The organism is Bradyrhizobium sp. P3_C3 (assembly GCF_056402655.1).
Genome location: NZ_JBFUGY010000026.1, coordinates 106,600 through 122,321, shown reverse-complemented (window position 1 = coordinate 122,321; position 15,722 = coordinate 106,600). Strand labels below are relative to the sequence as shown.

The window sequence follows — 15,722 nt, the reverse complement described above, 5'->3', positions numbered from 1 at the left end:
ACCTGGTAATAGCGCGGCCATCTGCTGGTATTTGTGCTGGTATCGGCAGCAATCGACAATAAAATTGGTTTCAGATTCAAATGGTTACGATAATAAACGATTGCCGGCCAGGGGCACCAGCCTTCGCTGCTTCGCAGCTACGGCTGGGCGAGCCAGGCTCCAGTCTATCCATGCGAAGCAGGGAAGGCTGTCCCGCCGAAGCCTTGGCGAAGGCGGACTAGATCAACGAATCCGGTATTTCCCTCCCCTTCCAATCGTCACATCCCGCCTGTATAAACCGGTAGCTTCTTCTGTAACTCGAAGGAGCTCACATGAACGACCTGCATACGTGGCTTTCGCAACAGCACCACGGCCTGCGCACCTTCCGGACATTTCAGCAAAAGCTCGAGACGCTCGGCCGGGACGATCCCGCCCAGCGCGGTCTTTGCCGCCTGTTGAGCGGCCTCGTCGGCAGCTATGTCGAGGCCTTTGACGAGGAGCCGCTGCCGGTCGAAATCGCCGATGGCGCATATCAGCGTCTGCTAACGCTGGTCGAGAGCATCGATCTTCACGGCGACGCCGACCGCCGGCTCGCCGACATCAACCGCATGGCGGAGAGTGAGCTCTGGCGGTGAGAGGCGGCACGGCCGTCGCCATCGCCCCGGCTTGATCACGAGAGACGCGTGTAGGTCGTGTTCATCGTGTAGTCCTTGCGTGGACCCGATACGACATGACGGACGACGAACGTTCCATCCGGCCGAAACATGTAGGCCGACTGATAGTCGTCGTGCTTGCAAAGATGGCTCGCACGTCCGCTCAGCTCTCCCCCGGAAGATGCGGACAGTGAAATCTCGTGAAACAGCCGCGGCGGATCTTCCCTGAAGAAGACCTTGAATCCTCCGTCGCTGTTGCTGAAGACGTATTCGCGTTCGGCCTGCACAATGGTGCCGTTCGCGAGCTTCAGATGTCCCTGCTCACGATAGGCCAACCGCCCCCCGTCCAGTGGCGTGAAGATCGCGATACCCTGCATCGTAGCCTGGCCTTCGATGACACGGTCGAAGGACCACGAGCCGATCAGCTTTTTCGTGACGTCCGAGGCGTCACCCCAAAAATCGATCATGACTTCGTTCATATCTTCAGACCTGCACATCAACCAACCGGTCCAGCCTCACAGGACCCGCAGCCGGGAGTTCGACTTCGGCGAGCCGATACCTATATCCTACCGCAACGAAATGGTGATGCAGTGAGCAGCTTTGATGGCCAGGAGACGCACGACGGAAGCGGACGCCGACGACCTCCCCCGCTATTTCGTCTGGGTCCGGGGCCTCGAGGGCCCCGAGCCGCAGAAATGGATGGCGATGGATTTCGGCATCGGTGACTGGAAGCGGCCGCAAGTGCTGGCCTTTCTGGAGCTGCCGGAAGGCGAACGGCACCTGCCGCTGTCGGCGCTGGCGCGCCGCTATCCGCCGCCGCGGGTGGAGACCTAGCGCTCTCTCACTTCCCCCTCGCCGCGGTCGGCGTCAACCCAAACCGCCTGCGGAAGCAGCGGTTAAAATAAGAGAGATCGTTGAAGCCGCAGGCAAAGGCGATGTCGCTGATGCGGCCCTCGCGGTGCGCCAGGAGGTCGGCGGCCTTGCGCAGACGCAGCTCAGTGAGGCGGGTGGTGAAGCTGGCGCCGGCCTCGAACAGCAGTTCGTTGACGTAGCGCTCGGAAAGGCCGGCGGCGGCGGCAAGCTTCTGGGCGGAAAAACCCGGCTCGTGGAAGCGCGCCTCAAGAATCGACAGCACGGCCTTGAGCCGCACGACGCGCAGGCCCCCGCGTCGCGCGGCAGTGGCGATATCGCTGCGGGCACCGAGACCGATCGCGGCAAGGTCGAGCAGATGGCCGGCGATCGCCATGCCGGCCTCGTCGGCGGCCGTGGGATTGCGGAGGAGGAGATCGCTGTAATCCATCGCCAGCGACAGCGCGCCGCCGGGCTCGAGCTCGCAGCCGACGAGATCGTCGATGTCGGCGACCATCGCGCGCAGCGTATCGACCGGCAGATGCACGTTGGTGAAACGCTTTTGGCTCGCGCCGTCGGCCGCGAAGAACGGCTCGTCCAGCTTGAGCAGCACCATCGCTCCCGGCCGCATGGTGAATTCGCGGCCACGATGGATCACCTGAGACGGAAGATCTCCGGTGTTGCGCGCGAGGCAAAAGCGGTCGTCGCCGGTCTCGATCACCTGGCGCTTCTCGCGCCGGACCGTGACGAAGCTGCCGTCGCAACGGCCGAGCATGGTGGTGCCGATATGGATCGAGTTCATCGTGGCGCGAAACGGCACGTCGGACGCCGGATCGAGCTCGCCGGTGTTGGAGAAATGCTCGAACAGCTCCGCGAAGCGGATGAAGCGCTGCCGGTCGGACAAGTCCTGCGGCAGCATCTCGGTCGAGAGCGACTTCCTGATGACGGACATCGAGAACGACTTTTCGAGAATGGCTTTTCTAAGTTCTTCAAAAAAAGACTTGGCGCTCGCTGAACCTCGCACGCCAAACGGACGCCCGCAGAAGACCAGCATACCGCAAGCTATCAGCACGCCAACGTGAATCAAGCTGCGCCGGTCAGTCCAAGCTGCGACGGCGCTGGCGCCGGTCAGTCCAAGACGCCCCGCACAGGCGGGCCCTATTCAGGCCGCGGATGCGGCATCCCGGCACAGACGGGACTGCATCCGGGCAAACGGGCGGCCCCAGCCTGACGCCCGCTGGAGGAGACAACGACATGCGAACCTCTCTACCCCGCAGCCTCGTGCTCGGCGGCGCCATCGCGACCAGCCTCTGCATCGGTTACGCGCTTGGCGCGCAGCCGCACATGGACGAAGCCATCGCGATCCTGCAATCGGCCCGCGCCGAGCTCGGCAAGGCAGAGCCGAACAAGGGCGGTCATCGCGAGAAGGCGATCGGGATGATCGACCAGGCGATCGCCGAAGTACGCGCCGGCATCGCGTTCGCCGCCGGCCATTGAAGCAACGGCATTCGGGAGGAAGACATGATACGCACCCTGTTTGCCACGGCTCTCACGCTCGGCGCGATCACGGGCGTTGCCCAGGCCATGCCGCTCACCCTGCTCAACGCAGCCGCGAACGGCGACGTCATCGCGGTCGCCGGCGGCTGCGGCCCCGGCTGGCACCGCGGCCCCTATGGCGGCTGCCTCAGGAACTACGCCAACCCCGCCGCGCATGCCTGCCCGCGCGGCTACCATATCGGCCCCGGCGGCGCTTGCCGCGGCAATGGCAGGTAGGAGCTGAACATTCCGCCTCTCCCCGCTCGCAGGGGAGAGGCGTCCGCCGACATCGCGCCTCTCGCCACCGGCACCAGCAAGACCAAACGTTTTCGTAACCGTCATGCCGCGGCGTCCGACCGCGGCAGGGCGGCGGCGCGATCCCGCTTGCTACCTCAACGGGACTATGCACAGAATGCACCTGTTTTCATAACGCAACCATTGATTGAAATCGTGGAGTACTGAACGGCTCCGGCCTGAAGTGCTTCACCGTCGATTGCCAGAGGGGCCCCATGACCCACCATGATGGCGCGCAGAATGGCGATTCTGCCAGACCCAAGCACACGCATGACGATGCAAGCGCCGGCGGGCCGACCGCCACCACCCTGTCGAAGCGCAAGCTGGTGCTGTTCGCCGACGGCACGGGCAACGCGTTCACCGCCCAGGAATCCAGCGTCTGGCGGCTCTATGAAGCGCTCGACCACACCCAGCCGGACCAGATCGCCCACTACATCAAGGGTGTCGGCACCGCCGGCTGGGCGCCGCTCGCAGCCATCGACGGCGCCACCGGCATCGGCGTTCCCTCCAACGTCCGCAAGCTCTACCGCTTCCTGTGCTGGAACTGGCGCGAGGGCGACGAGATCTACATCTTCGGCTTCAGCCGCGGCGCCTTCACCGCGCGCACGCTGGCGGCGCTGATCGCGAGCCAAGGGTTGGTGCCGGCGGAAATCAAGGGCGAGCCGGTCTCGCATGCCGAGATGGAGCGCAACGCCATGTCCGCATGGCGGGAATACCGCAAGGAATCGGTGGGCTATCGCAGCCTGCCGACGATCTGGATTACGCGCTGGATTCGCGACCTGCTGCTCATCATCTACCATTTCGTCTGCGGGCACCGCTCCTATTGCACGGTCCGCAAGGCCATGGCCGGCCGCAAGAACGTCAAGATCGAATTCCTTGGGCTGTTCGACACGGTCGAGGCTTTCGGCGTACCGATCGAGGAGCTGCGCGTCGCGATCGACTGGGCAATTTGGCCGATTTCGTTCCGCAATCACCGGCCCTCGCGCAAGGCGAAGCACATCTGTCACGCGCTCGCGCTCGACGACGAGCGCACCACCTTTCATCCGCTGCGGATCGACCAGAGCCGTCTAGCGAATGACCAGACTGTCGAGGAGGTGTGGTTCGCGGGCGTCCATTCCGACATTGGCGGCGGTTACCCGGAATCCACCCTCTCCTTCGTTCCGCTGGTCTGGATGACCGAGCAGCTCGGTGGCCAATTGCGCTTCCAGAACGGCACGATCGAGCGTTTCCGCGAGTATCAATCGGCGATCGGGCCAAAGCACGATTCACGCAGCGGCGCCGCCGTGCTTTACCGCTACGGTCCGCGGCCGATCCTCGAAGGCGATGTGAACGGCGGCAAACCGGTCGTTCACTTCGCCGTGGTCGAACGAATGCTGTTCGGATGCGACGATTATGCGCCGATCATGCTGCCGGCGAACGCGCGGGTGCTGATGCCCGACGCAAGCATCAGGGAGCTCACCAATGACGGCGCGCACCAGGCCATGCATGACGCCTACGCGAAGAAAGCGAGGCGCCCGATCAGCAAGGAGGAATCCGACGCCTTCACTGGAATGAAAGCGCCAGACGCGGACATGGCGAATCTGGCGCGCGGCGCCGTGTGGTGGCGACGCGTGGCCTATTTCTCGCTCCTGATCATGACGGGCATCATTGTCGCCTGGCCGTGGATCGCCCACAAAATCATAGATACATCCGGCAAGAGCCTGCGCGATTTTGTCAGCAACATCGACTGGGGTTTCAGCGCTATACTCGGCTCCGACGCGAACCTGCTCAAGAACGTGTTGCCCTCCTATGCGGGGCCATGGCTCAATATCGCACTCTATTATCCCGTCGCGACCTCACTCGTCGTGCTGGTCACGTGGTGGGTCTGGAGCATCAACGCCTCGCTGCGTGATGGCATCCAGGAGCGGGCGCGGTCGGCCGGAACGGAAGGCGAGCGCAAAAAACCTGAGCCGGATGAGTTTGTTGTTCAGGTTTGGCGGTTTGATGCAGCGAAATGCACGGTGGATGAGCTTTCCGTTCACCAAGATCATCTTTCCCATCGTCTCCATCGTCGTCATCTACGCCGCGGCCCTGCTGATCGCCTCGAGCAGCTTCTTCACCTGGCGCGTCGCGACCGGACAGGTTTGTGAAACCCCGGAAACAAAAGCCGCAGAGGCGAAGAGAAAGGGAGTGAACGTCGCGGTAGACATTCCGCCAGCCAAGCCGGTGGGCGACAACGAGCTTCCTGCGACCGAGCTTTTCAACGTCAACCAGTTCTGCTGGGCAAGCAGGCTCGCCGTGGAGAAGGGCCGCAAATACCGGGTCTGGATCGATATCGACCAACGCTGGTTCGACCGCACGATCATGACCGGCGTCAACGGATTCCAGACCTACGAAAACCACCACTACCTCGCTCTCCCGACCCGGCGACTGCTCGGCGCGGACTGGTTCCAGCCGGTCGTACGCGTCGGCGAGAAGGGCCTGAACGATCAGCCGCTGCAGGCCATGAACGTGATGTCGGCAGATGAACTGCCGCGCCGCATTGACCCGACCCTCCCCGAGGAAAATGCTCAGGATGAGCCAAAAAACAGATATCCCGTCCGCATCGAAAACGCTGGGGAATCGAGCACGGACGATGCGGCGAAGCTGACGAAACTCAAGGCTGATATCGCGAAGATGGGCACATTCGATGCGCTTCCGCCAGACGAGTCGGCACGCAAGGTCTGGGACACGCAGAAACTTGCGGACCGGATGGTGGCCGAATTCACCGCACCTGATTCCGGCGAGCTGTTCTTCTACGTCAACGACGCCGTGCAGATCGTCCCGGGCTTCCTGCGATGGCTGGCCCCGGCAAAATACGCCGACTATTTCGGGCCGGACGAACAATACTACAAGAACAACAGCGGCACGGCGCGGATCACGGTACAGCGTCTGCCCGCGCCGCCGACGCCATCGGCAGCGGCAAAGCAGTAGGCGCCGGCCACACCGGAGCGGAAGAGTGACAACGCCCCCATGATTATGGGTGTCGCGGCGTCCGCGCCGCAGCTAAACTTGGCCTCGCGCCGCGGGGGACACGCGGTGCGGGACGATGAACATGAGCGAACAGGGCGAGACGGGTGAGGCCATCACCATCCTCCTCGTCGAGGACGACGCGCCGACCTGCTGGCGGCTCCAGGATGCGCTGGTCAAGGCCGGCTACAAGGTGCGCAGCGCAGCCACGCTCGGTGAGGCGCGTCAGGCCCTGAACGGCGGCGCGCCGCGCGTGCTGCTGACCGATCTGCGGCTGCCCGACGGCCATGGCATCGAGCTGATCCGCGAGACCCGGCAGCGCTTTCCCGACACCGAGATCATGGTGATCTCGGCGCTCGGCGACGAGGAGAGCGTGATCTCGGCCATCACGGTCGGCGCCACCGGCTATCTCCTGAAGGACGCCTTCCCGACCGACATCGCCACCACCGTGCGCGATCTGGTCGCCGGCCATTCGCCGATCTCGGCCTCGATCGCCCGTTTCATCGTGCGCAGAACGCAAGGCGCCGCGCCGAGTTCGGCCGAGCCGCCGCGGGGTCCCGTGCTCAACACCGCACGGCTCACCCCGCGCGAGATCGATATCCTCTGGGGCATCGCAAAGGGTTTCAGCTACGCCGAGATCGCGAGCCATCTCGGCCTGTCCAGGCAGACCGTGCCCGGCCACATCAAGAACATCTATCGCAAGCTCGAAGTGCACACGCGCGGCGAAGCGGTGTTCGAGGCGGTGCAGCAGGGCCTAATCAAGCTGTGAGCGAGATCGCGGCGAAAGCACCTGCGCGACCGCGGCGCCGGCTGATCGCGGCGCGCCTCGTGCCCTATCTGCTGCTCCAGGCGCTGATCGTGATCGTCACCATCCAGGGGCTGCGGCTGCTCCAGCCCAGCGACCCCGACGATTTTGCCGTGAGCGAATTTTCGCTGCGGGAGGACGGCACGACCCGGGCGGTGACGTTGCCGCATTTCACGTCGTCGCGCTACGCGCTCCAGGACCCGCCGCTCTATTCGGGCACGTTCGTCTTCAAGCCCGATGCGGCAAACACGGCCTGGTCGGTCTTTCTGCCGCGCTTCAGCAATGGCGTGGAGGTCGCGGTCAACGGCGTCGCGATCCTGGACTCTCGGCGCGATCCCACCGCCAACCGGCCCGACCGCAACACGCCGGAGATCACAGTGATCCCGTCGTCGCTGCTGCGCGATGGCAGCAACGCCATCACCGTGCGGCTGTTGGTGTGGGGTCCGCTGCGAGGCTTCCTCGACACCGTCTATGTCGGGCCGGACGAAAGCCTGCGGGGAGCCTACGAGACGCGCACGCTGCTGTTCGTGACGCTGCCCGTGGTGTTCTCGGCCTGGCAATCGTTGCTGGCGGTGATCCTCGCCATCATGTGGCTGATGCGACGCCGCGAGCCGGTCTATGGCGTGCTGGCGGCAGGAATGCTCGTCGGCGCGATGCAGGCCTTCGCGCCGGCGCCGCTGCCACCCGCGCCTTATCCGCGGCTGGCCGCCATCCTGCTGGCGTCCGCGCCGATCGAGAGCGCGCTGGTCGTGACGTTCGCGGTGCTGTTCTTCGGCTGGCGCTGGCCGCGCTACGGGCTGCTGTTGTTCGCGCCGGGGCTCGTCATCCTGCTGGTCGGGCTCTTTGCGGGCCAGCCGATCCCGCGCATCACCTTCCTGTTCCTCGGCGTGCCGACCGTGGGCCTGTGCCTGATGCTGCTGGTCGTCATCCTGACGTGGGCGGTGATCAGGCGGCAGGACGCGGCGAGCTTTACCTTCGGCTGCGCCGTGACCATCGTGCTGACCTGCTGGTTTCACGACATGCTCTCGGCGTTCGAGTTCGTGCCGGACGATCGCACCTTCGTCACGCGGCTGTCCTATTCCGCGATGCTGGTGGCGATAGGCGCCGGACTGACCTGGCGCTTCGCCCGCGCGCTCAACGAGGTCGACAGCTTCGCCGGCCAGCTCATCGCACGCGTGCGCGAGGCCGAGGAGCGGCTGAAGGCAAGCTTCGCCCGCGAAGAAGAGCGCGCCCGTGCCGCCGCACTCGCCAACGAGCGCACGCGCTTGATGCGCGACCTGCATGACGGCCTCGGCGGTCAGCTCGTCAGCATCGTCGCGCTCTCCGAGCGCGGACACGAGGGCGCGACCATCACGGATGCGGCGCGCGCCGCGCTGAAGGATCTTCGCCTCGTCATCGATTCCATGGACGACATCGGCGGCGACCTGATGCTTGCGCTCGGCTCCTGGCGCGAGCGCGCGGCAGCACAATTACGGCCGCACGACGTCGCCCTCGGATGGCACGTGGCGACGCCGCAGGGCCTGCCGCTGCATCCCGAACTGCGGCCATGGCACGTCATCCAGATCGTGCGCATCCTCGACGAGGCCGTGACCAACGCGGTCAAGCACGCGCAGGCGCGCCATATCGTTGTTACCATCGAGACGCTCGACGATGGCCAAGGAGAGGGCGACGGGCCGCGTGGCATGATCAGCGTTGCGGACGACGGCAAGGGCTTTGCCCTGTCCGGCAACGGCGAAGCCGAAAGTGCGGGCCAGACCGCGCGGGGTCTGCGCAACATGCGAAGCCGCGCCGCGCGCTGCGGCGCGGTGCTGGATCTGGCCTCGGATTCCTCGGGTACGCGCGTACGGCTGCAACTGCCGAAAACCTTTCCCGATAGCGACGCCGCCGCCACGGGCTGAAAAGCCCCCTCCCCGAACGTGTGGGACGCACGGAGAGAGGGAACGGGCCGGATTATCGTCATGCGGAGGACGGGGGGTTCGTCCGCAGATCATCCTTTCGCCCGAAGCGATGCAATCAACTCAATCAAACGAGATCGTCAGCGCACGCCGACGCGATTGACCGGGCCTCCGCGATTCATCGGCGTCCCCGCACGAACGCCGACGCCGGGCGCGCCGACTCCGGGCGTCGCCACCGCGACCGCGGCGGCCGGCGCGACCACCACCGCCCCGGTCGGCCGCACCACGCAGCCCTTGGGCACGCCGACCGTCTTGCAATAGACCACCGCCTGCGCCGGGCTCGTGCCCAGCGACACCATCGCCGCGCCCGCGAGCATCATGACCGTCAGCCCGGCGCTCAGCGCTCCCACGTTTTTCGACATCTTGCTCTCCTGCTTCCCGTTCGGCGCCCCGATGCAATCACCGGGTTTCGCAGCCGACGTGCAGCCTGAATGGCAAAAGACGGCGCGCGGATACATGCCATGAAGATGGGGGTGCGCCGAGCGAGCCGATGCCATGAACATGGCATGGACCGGCAACGGACCTTCGCGAGATGGTCCGGCTCACCCGATCCCAGCGGGACCCGTCACAATCCCAAAGAGGTATTTCATGAAGACTTCAGTTCTTGCTGCGCTGCTGCTCGCTGCCGCCATCCTGCCCGCCGCTGCGCAATCCGGTCCGACGCCGCAGGAGCAGATGGCCTGCCGTGGCGACGCCGGCAAATTCTGCGCCGAACATATCGGCAAGCCGCCGCAGATGAATGCCTGCCTGCGCGAGAACAAGACAAAGCTCTCGGACGCCTGCCGCAAGGTGGTGGAGTCGCACGGCGGGTGATCTTCTTCCCCCCTGTGGGAGAAGGTGCCTTGCCGATGGCAAGGCGGATGAGAGTTGCCTCGACACACCAAGAGCAGAGACGCTCTGCCGCGAGCCACCCTCTCCCGCGAAGAAGGGAGAGGGACAGCAGCTAGTTCGTCAGGCCATAGACGTCGATGCGGCCGTCATAGGTCGGGCGATAGATGCGGCCTTTCCAGACGATCGGACGGTTGAACTTGGGATGCATGAAGGCGTGCTCCGGCCCCCAGTCCTCGCTGTCCCAGATCACCTGGAGCCGCTTGGAGCCATCCGGATTGGCGGCGAAGTTCTGCGCGTCGTAGACCAGGAAGCGGCCCGGACTGAGAATCATGTTGCTGTCCTGATAGGGCACCATCGCCACGATGATGCCGTCGGTGCCGTTGTTGGCGGCAAGCGTGATGCTCCAGCCGGGCATGCCGCCCGGCGGACGCGGCGATTGCGGCGAGGCGATCTCGTTGCCCCCGGCGAGATAGGTCGTTCTCCCGTCGGCCGCAATCGACCATGCCCGCAAGGCGCTGTTCTCGCCGCCGACGAAATGCATGGTGCCGTGGGTGGCGGACTGGAACAGCAGCGGCGTGCCATGCAGATGCCGCGTCGCGCCGCCGGGAAACACGTTCAGCTCCATCGGTGACGCCGGCGCCGGCGGCACGGCGGGATCGAAATACGTGTACAGGATCGGTGGCATGCGAAGCCTGTTGTAGTTCGCCGCGAAATGGCCGGCCGCAAGTTCGCCCGGCTGCGTCTTGCCGAGCGCATTGGCATTGCCGGTGTAGAGGATGCCGTCCTTGCCCGCGGCMAGAATGGCATGGGCGGAGGCGACATAGACCGGACCGCCGGAACCGAAATCCTGGTCGCCCCACATCGACTCGTTCATCGCCTCCATGTGATGCGCCACGACCGGCGCGATCTGCGCATCGGTTGCACTGCGACCCGAGGTGACCTCGACATGTGGCATCTCGCGCGCATACCGCGGCTTCAGCGGCATTCCCATGCGCCTTGCATGCGCGATCACGGAGGGCAGGGAAACGTTCGACGGCAACGCCAGTTCGTCATTGTCGTCGGCGGCTGCTGCGTCCGCGGCCGCGCCGACCCGGTTGGCGTCGGTCCATGGCGCCCACCACGACATGACCTCGAAATGCGCATGGCTCCCGGTGTGCAAGGCGAGCCGCACGATGCTCTCGCCGAAATCGCCATGCTGCGGCGAGAACGCTCCGTTGCCGGTGATGACGTAGATTGAACCGTCGGGAGCGAGGGCCGGGCCGGCCCCGCTCTGCCACAGCCCGCCGCCGGAGCCGGTGACGGTGGAGCACCACGACGCAGCGAGCCGCCAGGCATGGACGTCGACCGCGAGCAGCCAGCCGCGCGCCGTCTTCGACGTCTCGGCGATCGTGCCGAAGGGAATCAGCACGTGGTTCCGCGTCAGCGTCAGGGCGCTGCGCTGCTTGCGCTGGGCCGAGACGAATTTCTGCACCGGCAGGCCGTTCGGCGGCGTGTAGACCGCGCCCTCCAAGTTCAGCAGCCCATGCACCTTCGAGCCGTCGCGGATCCGCAGCGCCGCGAGGAAATGTTGCCCCTTGGCGACGCTGCCGTCGTCGCTGATCCAGGCGCAGGCATAGAGAATGCCCGCCCCCTCGTCGATCACCGGGGTCGAGAGAATGCCCCAATGGACGTTGGTCATGTGGCCGTCGATCGCCCTCGTTCCGACGATGGGACGCCCCAAGTTGGTCGCCCAGATCTTCTCGCCGGTCAAAGCGTCGAATGCATAGACCCAATTGCCCATGCTGGCCTGGAAGATCAGGTCGCGGGTCTTGCCATCGGCTGTGTGCAAGCCACCGACCGCCAGCGGCTGCGCCTCGAGCCTGGGATCGTCGGGAATCGGAAGGCTGAAGAGTTTGATGATGCCCCTGGTGCGGACGGCGGTCGCCGTCAGCACCGTCTCGGAATTGTTCGTACCGGTACGGGCACGGTCGTAGCTGCGGGTCGTGACGGAGGCGACCATAGTCAGGCTCCGTAAGCGAGGAGGCTTCCGGCCGCAATCAGGCAAGCCGCTGCGAGCGGTCGTACGTCGCGCAAGCCTGCGCGCCACCCGCGCGACACGACGGCTCCGCAGGCAAACCCAAGCCCGGCCATCATCGCACTCGACAGTGCGGCAACGGCCGGCGCATCAGGCGAGCGCGACACGAGATTGTCGATCGCCAGCAGCGGTGGCAGCACATAGAGCCAGCCCGGCGCATTCAAAAGACGTTGCGTGATGGGGTGGCGCACCACCAGCGATGCGCCGCACGCGATCAACAGGATCGCTGCGAGCCCGCCCGCGACCGGCATCGTGACGCCGAGCGCGGAACCCAGTGCATCGCAAGCGCCGAACATCAGAATGAGCGACAGCACATGCCGTTGCGGAACGATGAATGCGAGTGCAAAGGCCACGATGAGACTGTCCGCGGACGTCCACAACAGATGTATCGACATGGAAACCTCTAAAAGGTTTGCAATGCGAGATAAGTGAGGTCAGTCGAGAAGGCCGCCCCGCCGTCCGCCTTCGAGGGCAATTGCAGCGCGGTGAAACCGCGATTCCGCGCGTGTCGCGGGAGAAGGTAGAGCAGCCAGGCAATGCCGGCTCTATCAACCGGCGTCGGCACGGTGACGCCTTCGCGGTCCGGCGCGAAGAAGCGACCCCAAGCTAACAGCGCTACGCCCATGACGCGGCCTTTGGCTAGCCACGCCAATCATGCATTGAACGGAGATCGTCTGGAAGTTGAAATTCGAGGCAAGCGCGTCCGCAGAACGAACCGTCGCTCACGATCGCGTGCGCGACGGCGGGGATCGGCGCTAATCGTCGTCGGACCCGAACAGCCTGATCTGCGGCAAGCCGCCGCGCGGCCGGCTCGCGACATCGCGCGCATCGGAATCTTCGCGGATGTTGCGCGCGACGTCATCCCAATCGGTGCGGTCGCGCATGCCACGCGGCTCGCGGGGATCGTAGTGCCGGCGCTCGGCCCAGCGCTCGCGGCGCTCCATGCGGCGCCGTTCGGACGCGGCGCGCTTCACGTCGGAATCCCTCGCCTTGGCATAGGCGTTGTCGGGTGAGGATGGCGGCTCTGTCGATGCCTGCTGCTCGGCAGGCCTTGCGACTTGCGGAGGCGATGCCGGTGCCGCCGGCTTGGGCGGCTCGGCCGCGGCCGCCTGGGAAGGCTGCGGCGCTGACGGCTCGGCGTTCGCGTGACTCGCCTGCGTGTCGGACTTTGCGGGTTCGGCTTTGGCCTGTGCCGGCGCGGCGATCATGGCGCCGAAGGCTTGCGAGCCGGTGAGATATTGCAAGCGCTCGGAAGGCGCGTCCGTCATCGCGGGTTTGGCAGCTTCAGCGCGCTGCGCCATCTTGCTCGTGTCCGGCCCCAGCTTGGGCGCGACCGGATTCATGATATTGCCGGCGACGATGCCGCCACCGAGACCAATGGCGATGGCCGCGACGATCGTTCCTGCACCGACGAAATAAGCTGTCGAGGCGCGCATTGGTCCACTCCCTCTTTGGAGCGGGCAACGTTTGTCGATTGCCGGATGTTCCCGATGCAGGGCGCAGTTCCCGGAGGAACTTACGCGTCAGATCTGCTGCGCGACTTTTTCGAGCCCGATGATGCGGGCGAGCTTGCGCACTTCTTCCTTCTGATCCTCGCGCAGCTGGAACAGCAGCGGCATTGCGGCCGACTTCAACTGCTGGACCTCGTCGCAGTTCGGATCGATCGGCACGCCCGGCGCGTTCGGATTCGAGAGCTTGTTCGCGGAGATCTTGCGGACGACATTGCGCAGCGCGGTCTCGACCGAGGGCCAGTAATATTCCTGCGACGACGATAGTTTCAGGCGATCCCTGATGCCTGCGATCTGCACGTCGGACAGCAACGAATAGTTTTTCTGCGGCTGCGGCTTGGCGGCGACCTTCGGCTTGGCCGGAGCTTCGACGGGAGCTTCTGCGGCGGCAGGCGCTTCATGCACACTCGCCTTGGGCATCGGGAAATCGGCGGGCGTCGCGGCGGCAAACGCCTGGCGCAGCGGCTCGGTCAGCACCGGCGCCTGTGAGAGCTTGTCGGCAGAGACCTGGACCGGATCGATCGCGGCCGAGGCCAGTGCCAGCGTCGGAACCAGACGGTCGGCCTTGGCGGCGCGATTTGTCGAAAGCTGCTTGGGCGGCGGGGCCTGCGTGATCATCTCCGCGCTGACGCTGGGCACGCTGTCACGGCCGAGGATGGCGGTGGTGGCGGCGCCGAGGACGAGGAAACAGGTCAGCACGACGATGGTGATAGCTTTGGACAAACGTCTCTCCAGGCCCAGCTTCAAGTCCACGTGACGAGTGCCCGGAAACTGGGCGGTAAATAAGGCTTAACCGAGCCATCGCGACGGCAATCGCGCGGACTGTGGCGACATGCCCCGAAATCTCAAGGAAATCAGGCAGCTAGCGCCAGGTCGTAGGCATCCTGGATGTCGGCGACGATCTCGGAGGCCTCCCAGACCGCGCGCGGCTCGACCGATTGCAGCGTCACCGTCCAATTGCCGCCCCGGCGGGTGCGGGGGACGCTGAGGATGTCGAAGCGCACGTTGCGGCACAGCGGATGACGGGCCAGAGCATGGGCCACGCGGACCCGGATTTCGTCCAGCGTCGCGGCTGTCTTGCTATTGAGAAAATCGAAGTCCATCGCCTGTCCCTCTCGGTCCTGATTGGCGGCCGTGAGGGGGATTCTTGGCGGGCGTTGGTTAATCTGCCGTTAAGTACGGGGCCGCGGAGGAGCGCTCGATTAACTGTGATCGGGAGCGACGGCTCCTCCTCTCCCTCCCCCACAAGCGGCGGCGAGGGGAAAGACGCCGCCTACCGCCCGCCCGCTTCGCGATATTCGGCAAGGGTCCGCGCCACGAGATCGTCGACCGCCATCACGTCGGTCACGCCCGATGTCGCGTGTCCCCCGCTCCAGATATCGCGCCAGCGTTTCGGGCGGTTTTCGCGTGCGTCGACGTCAATGTCCTTGCCGATGTCGATCGCGCCCCGCGCCGGCAGATCGTCGGGATCGAGGCCCGCAGCCACGATCGACGGCTTCAGCATGCTGGTCTGCAACCCCGTGAACGCGGTGGTGAGCAGGATGTCGTCGGCGCTGCTGTCGACCAGCATGTCCTTGTGGCGCTCGTCCGCCATGCTCTCGCGCGTCGCGATGAATTTCGTGCCCATGTAGCCGAGATCGCAGCCGAGGACTCCAGCCGCATGCAGCGCGCGGCCGTCGCTGATCCCTCCGGCGAGCACGATGATGCCGTCAAAGAATGCGCGCACCGCGCGGACGAAAGCGAACGGATTGAGCCAGCCGGTCTGCCCGCCTGCGCCCGCGGTGAGCAGCACCAGCCCGTCGGCGCCGGCTTCCGCCGCGCGCTGGGCGTGGCGGATCGAGGCCACGTCCGCCAGCACCAGCGCGCCGGCATCGTGCAGCGGCTTCAACACCGGCGCGGGCGATCCAACAGAGGTGATGACGATCTCCGGCTTGTGTCGCAGCAGCACCGCGAGATCCTGCTCCAGCCGCGCGTTGGAGCGATGCACGATCAGGTTCGGGCAAAGCGGCGCGGCCTTACGACCTGTGTGATCTTCGTGTTGCCGCAGTCGCGTTTCGATCTCGGTGAACCACGCCTCGAGTTGTTCCGTGCTGCGGCAATTCACGGTGGGGAAGCTGCCGATCACGCCATTGCGACAGGCCGCGACCATGAGCTCGACGCCCGACACCAGAAACATCGGCGCCGCGATCAGAGGCAGAGCGAGACGATCACGGAAGTGTTGCAGTCGATCGGATGCCACTCACGCCTCCT

18 protein-coding genes are annotated in these 15,722 nt (G+C 65.3%); 8 read left to right on the top strand and 10 right to left on the bottom strand.

Annotated elements, in window-relative coordinates:
- Positions 1-311 precede the first annotated feature (311 nt).
- Positions 312-614 (top strand): hypothetical protein, encoded by a 303-nt coding sequence (locus AC1DW2_RS26945; RefSeq protein WP_477007492.1) that lies wholly within the window; start codon positions 312-314, stop codon positions 612-614.
- 35 nt (positions 615-649) lie between these two features.
- On the opposite strand, the gene AC1DW2_RS26940 is transcribed toward AC1DW2_RS26945, so the two are convergent.
- Entirely contained in the window at positions 650-1,099 is a 450-nt protein-coding gene (locus AC1DW2_RS26940) for a DUF6314 family protein (RefSeq protein WP_354177700.1), read from the bottom strand.
- Between the two features lie 136 nt (positions 1,100-1,235).
- On the opposite strand from AC1DW2_RS26940, the gene AC1DW2_RS26935 reads away from it, so the two are divergent.
- Positions 1,236-1,466 carry a hypothetical protein gene (locus tag AC1DW2_RS26935; RefSeq protein ID WP_063985827.1) on the top strand — a complete coding sequence of 77 codons (231 nt, stop codon included), beginning with the start codon at positions 1,236-1,238 and terminating at the stop codon, positions 1,464-1,466.
- Positions 1,467-1,473: 7 nt separating this feature from the next.
- On the opposite strand, the gene AC1DW2_RS26930 is transcribed toward AC1DW2_RS26935, so the two are convergent.
- Positions 1,474-2,433, bottom strand: coding sequence for an AraC family transcriptional regulator (locus tag AC1DW2_RS26930; protein ID WP_063985828.1), 960 nt, complete (start codon positions 2,431-2,433; stop codon positions 1,474-1,476).
- 302 nt (positions 2,434-2,735) lie between these two features.
- On the opposite strand from AC1DW2_RS26930, the gene AC1DW2_RS26925 reads away from it, so the two are divergent.
- The 5 genes from AC1DW2_RS26925 (at position 2,736) to AC1DW2_RS26905 (ending at position 9,002) form a co-directional block, all read left to right on the top strand.
- A complete protein-coding gene (locus AC1DW2_RS26925; protein WP_063985829.1) occupies positions 2,736-2,978 on the top strand; it encodes a hypothetical protein in 243 nt (80 codons plus the stop codon).
- A 24-nt stretch (positions 2,979-3,002) separates the two neighbouring features.
- Entirely contained in the window at positions 3,003-3,254 is a 252-nt protein-coding gene (locus AC1DW2_RS26920) for a GCG_CRPN prefix-to-repeats domain-containing protein (protein ID WP_063985830.1), read from the top strand.
- Positions 3,255-3,526: 272 nt separating this feature from the next.
- Positions 3,527-5,440 carry a DUF2235 domain-containing protein gene (locus AC1DW2_RS26915; RefSeq protein ID WP_477007491.1) on the top strand — a complete coding sequence of 638 codons (1,914 nt, stop codon included), beginning with the start codon at positions 3,527-3,529 and terminating at the stop codon, positions 5,438-5,440.
- A gap of 944 nt (positions 5,441-6,384) precedes the next feature.
- The gene (locus AC1DW2_RS26910; RefSeq protein WP_354177703.1) at positions 6,385-7,068 is read left to right on the top strand and encodes a response regulator transcription factor; all 684 of its coding nucleotides are present in this window, start codon (positions 6,385-6,387) and stop codon (positions 7,066-7,068) included.
- Positions 7,065-9,002, top strand: coding sequence for a sensor histidine kinase (locus AC1DW2_RS26905; RefSeq protein ID WP_477007490.1), 1,938 nt, complete (start codon positions 7,065-7,067; stop codon positions 9,000-9,002). Before AC1DW2_RS26910 ends, AC1DW2_RS26905 begins: the two co-directional genes overlap by 4 nt.
- A gap of 137 nt (positions 9,003-9,139) precedes the next feature.
- Here AC1DW2_RS26905 and AC1DW2_RS26900 read toward each other — a convergent pair whose 3' ends face one another.
- Complete coding sequence (locus AC1DW2_RS26900) at positions 9,140-9,421, bottom strand: hypothetical protein (RefSeq protein WP_014491556.1); 282 nt, start codon at positions 9,419-9,421, stop codon at positions 9,140-9,142.
- A gap of 226 nt (positions 9,422-9,647) precedes the next feature.
- Here AC1DW2_RS26900 and AC1DW2_RS26895 point away from each other — a divergent pair, with 226 nt between their 5' ends.
- Positions 9,648-9,872 carry a hypothetical protein gene (locus tag AC1DW2_RS26895; RefSeq protein ID WP_014491555.1) on the top strand — a complete coding sequence of 75 codons (225 nt, stop codon included), beginning with the start codon at positions 9,648-9,650 and terminating at the stop codon, positions 9,870-9,872.
- 130 nt (positions 9,873-10,002) lie between these two features.
- On the opposite strand, the gene AC1DW2_RS26890 is transcribed toward AC1DW2_RS26895, so the two are convergent.
- The 7 genes from AC1DW2_RS26890 to AC1DW2_RS26860 form a co-directional block, all read right to left on the bottom strand.
- Positions 10,003-11,889 (bottom strand): hypothetical protein, encoded by a 1,887-nt coding sequence (locus tag AC1DW2_RS26890; protein ID WP_477007489.1) that lies wholly within the window; start codon positions 11,887-11,889, stop codon positions 10,003-10,005.
- A 2-nt stretch (positions 11,890-11,891) separates the two neighbouring features.
- Positions 11,892-12,359 (bottom strand): hypothetical protein, encoded by a 468-nt coding sequence (locus AC1DW2_RS26885; RefSeq protein WP_354245119.1) that lies wholly within the window; start codon positions 12,357-12,359, stop codon positions 11,892-11,894.
- Positions 12,360-12,367: 8 nt separating this feature from the next.
- Positions 12,368-12,589, bottom strand: coding sequence for a hypothetical protein (locus AC1DW2_RS26880; protein ID WP_477007488.1), 222 nt, complete (start codon positions 12,587-12,589; stop codon positions 12,368-12,370).
- A 130-nt stretch (positions 12,590-12,719) separates the two neighbouring features.
- A complete protein-coding gene (locus AC1DW2_RS26875; protein ID WP_354245115.1) occupies positions 12,720-13,400 on the bottom strand; it encodes a hypothetical protein in 681 nt (226 codons plus the stop codon).
- A gap of 87 nt (positions 13,401-13,487) precedes the next feature.
- A complete protein-coding gene (locus tag AC1DW2_RS26870; protein ID WP_166104261.1) occupies positions 13,488-14,195 on the bottom strand; it encodes a hypothetical protein in 708 nt (235 codons plus the stop codon).
- A 131-nt stretch (positions 14,196-14,326) separates the two neighbouring features.
- On the bottom strand, positions 14,327-14,575 hold the full coding sequence (locus AC1DW2_RS26865) for a hypothetical protein (protein ID WP_028147356.1): 249 nt from the start codon (positions 14,573-14,575) through the stop codon (positions 14,327-14,329).
- A 170-nt stretch (positions 14,576-14,745) separates the two neighbouring features.
- Complete coding sequence (locus tag AC1DW2_RS26860; protein WP_354177710.1) at positions 14,746-15,711, bottom strand: NAD(P)H-dependent flavin oxidoreductase; 966 nt, start codon at positions 15,709-15,711, stop codon at positions 14,746-14,748.
- Positions 15,712-15,722: the final 11 nt, after the last annotated feature.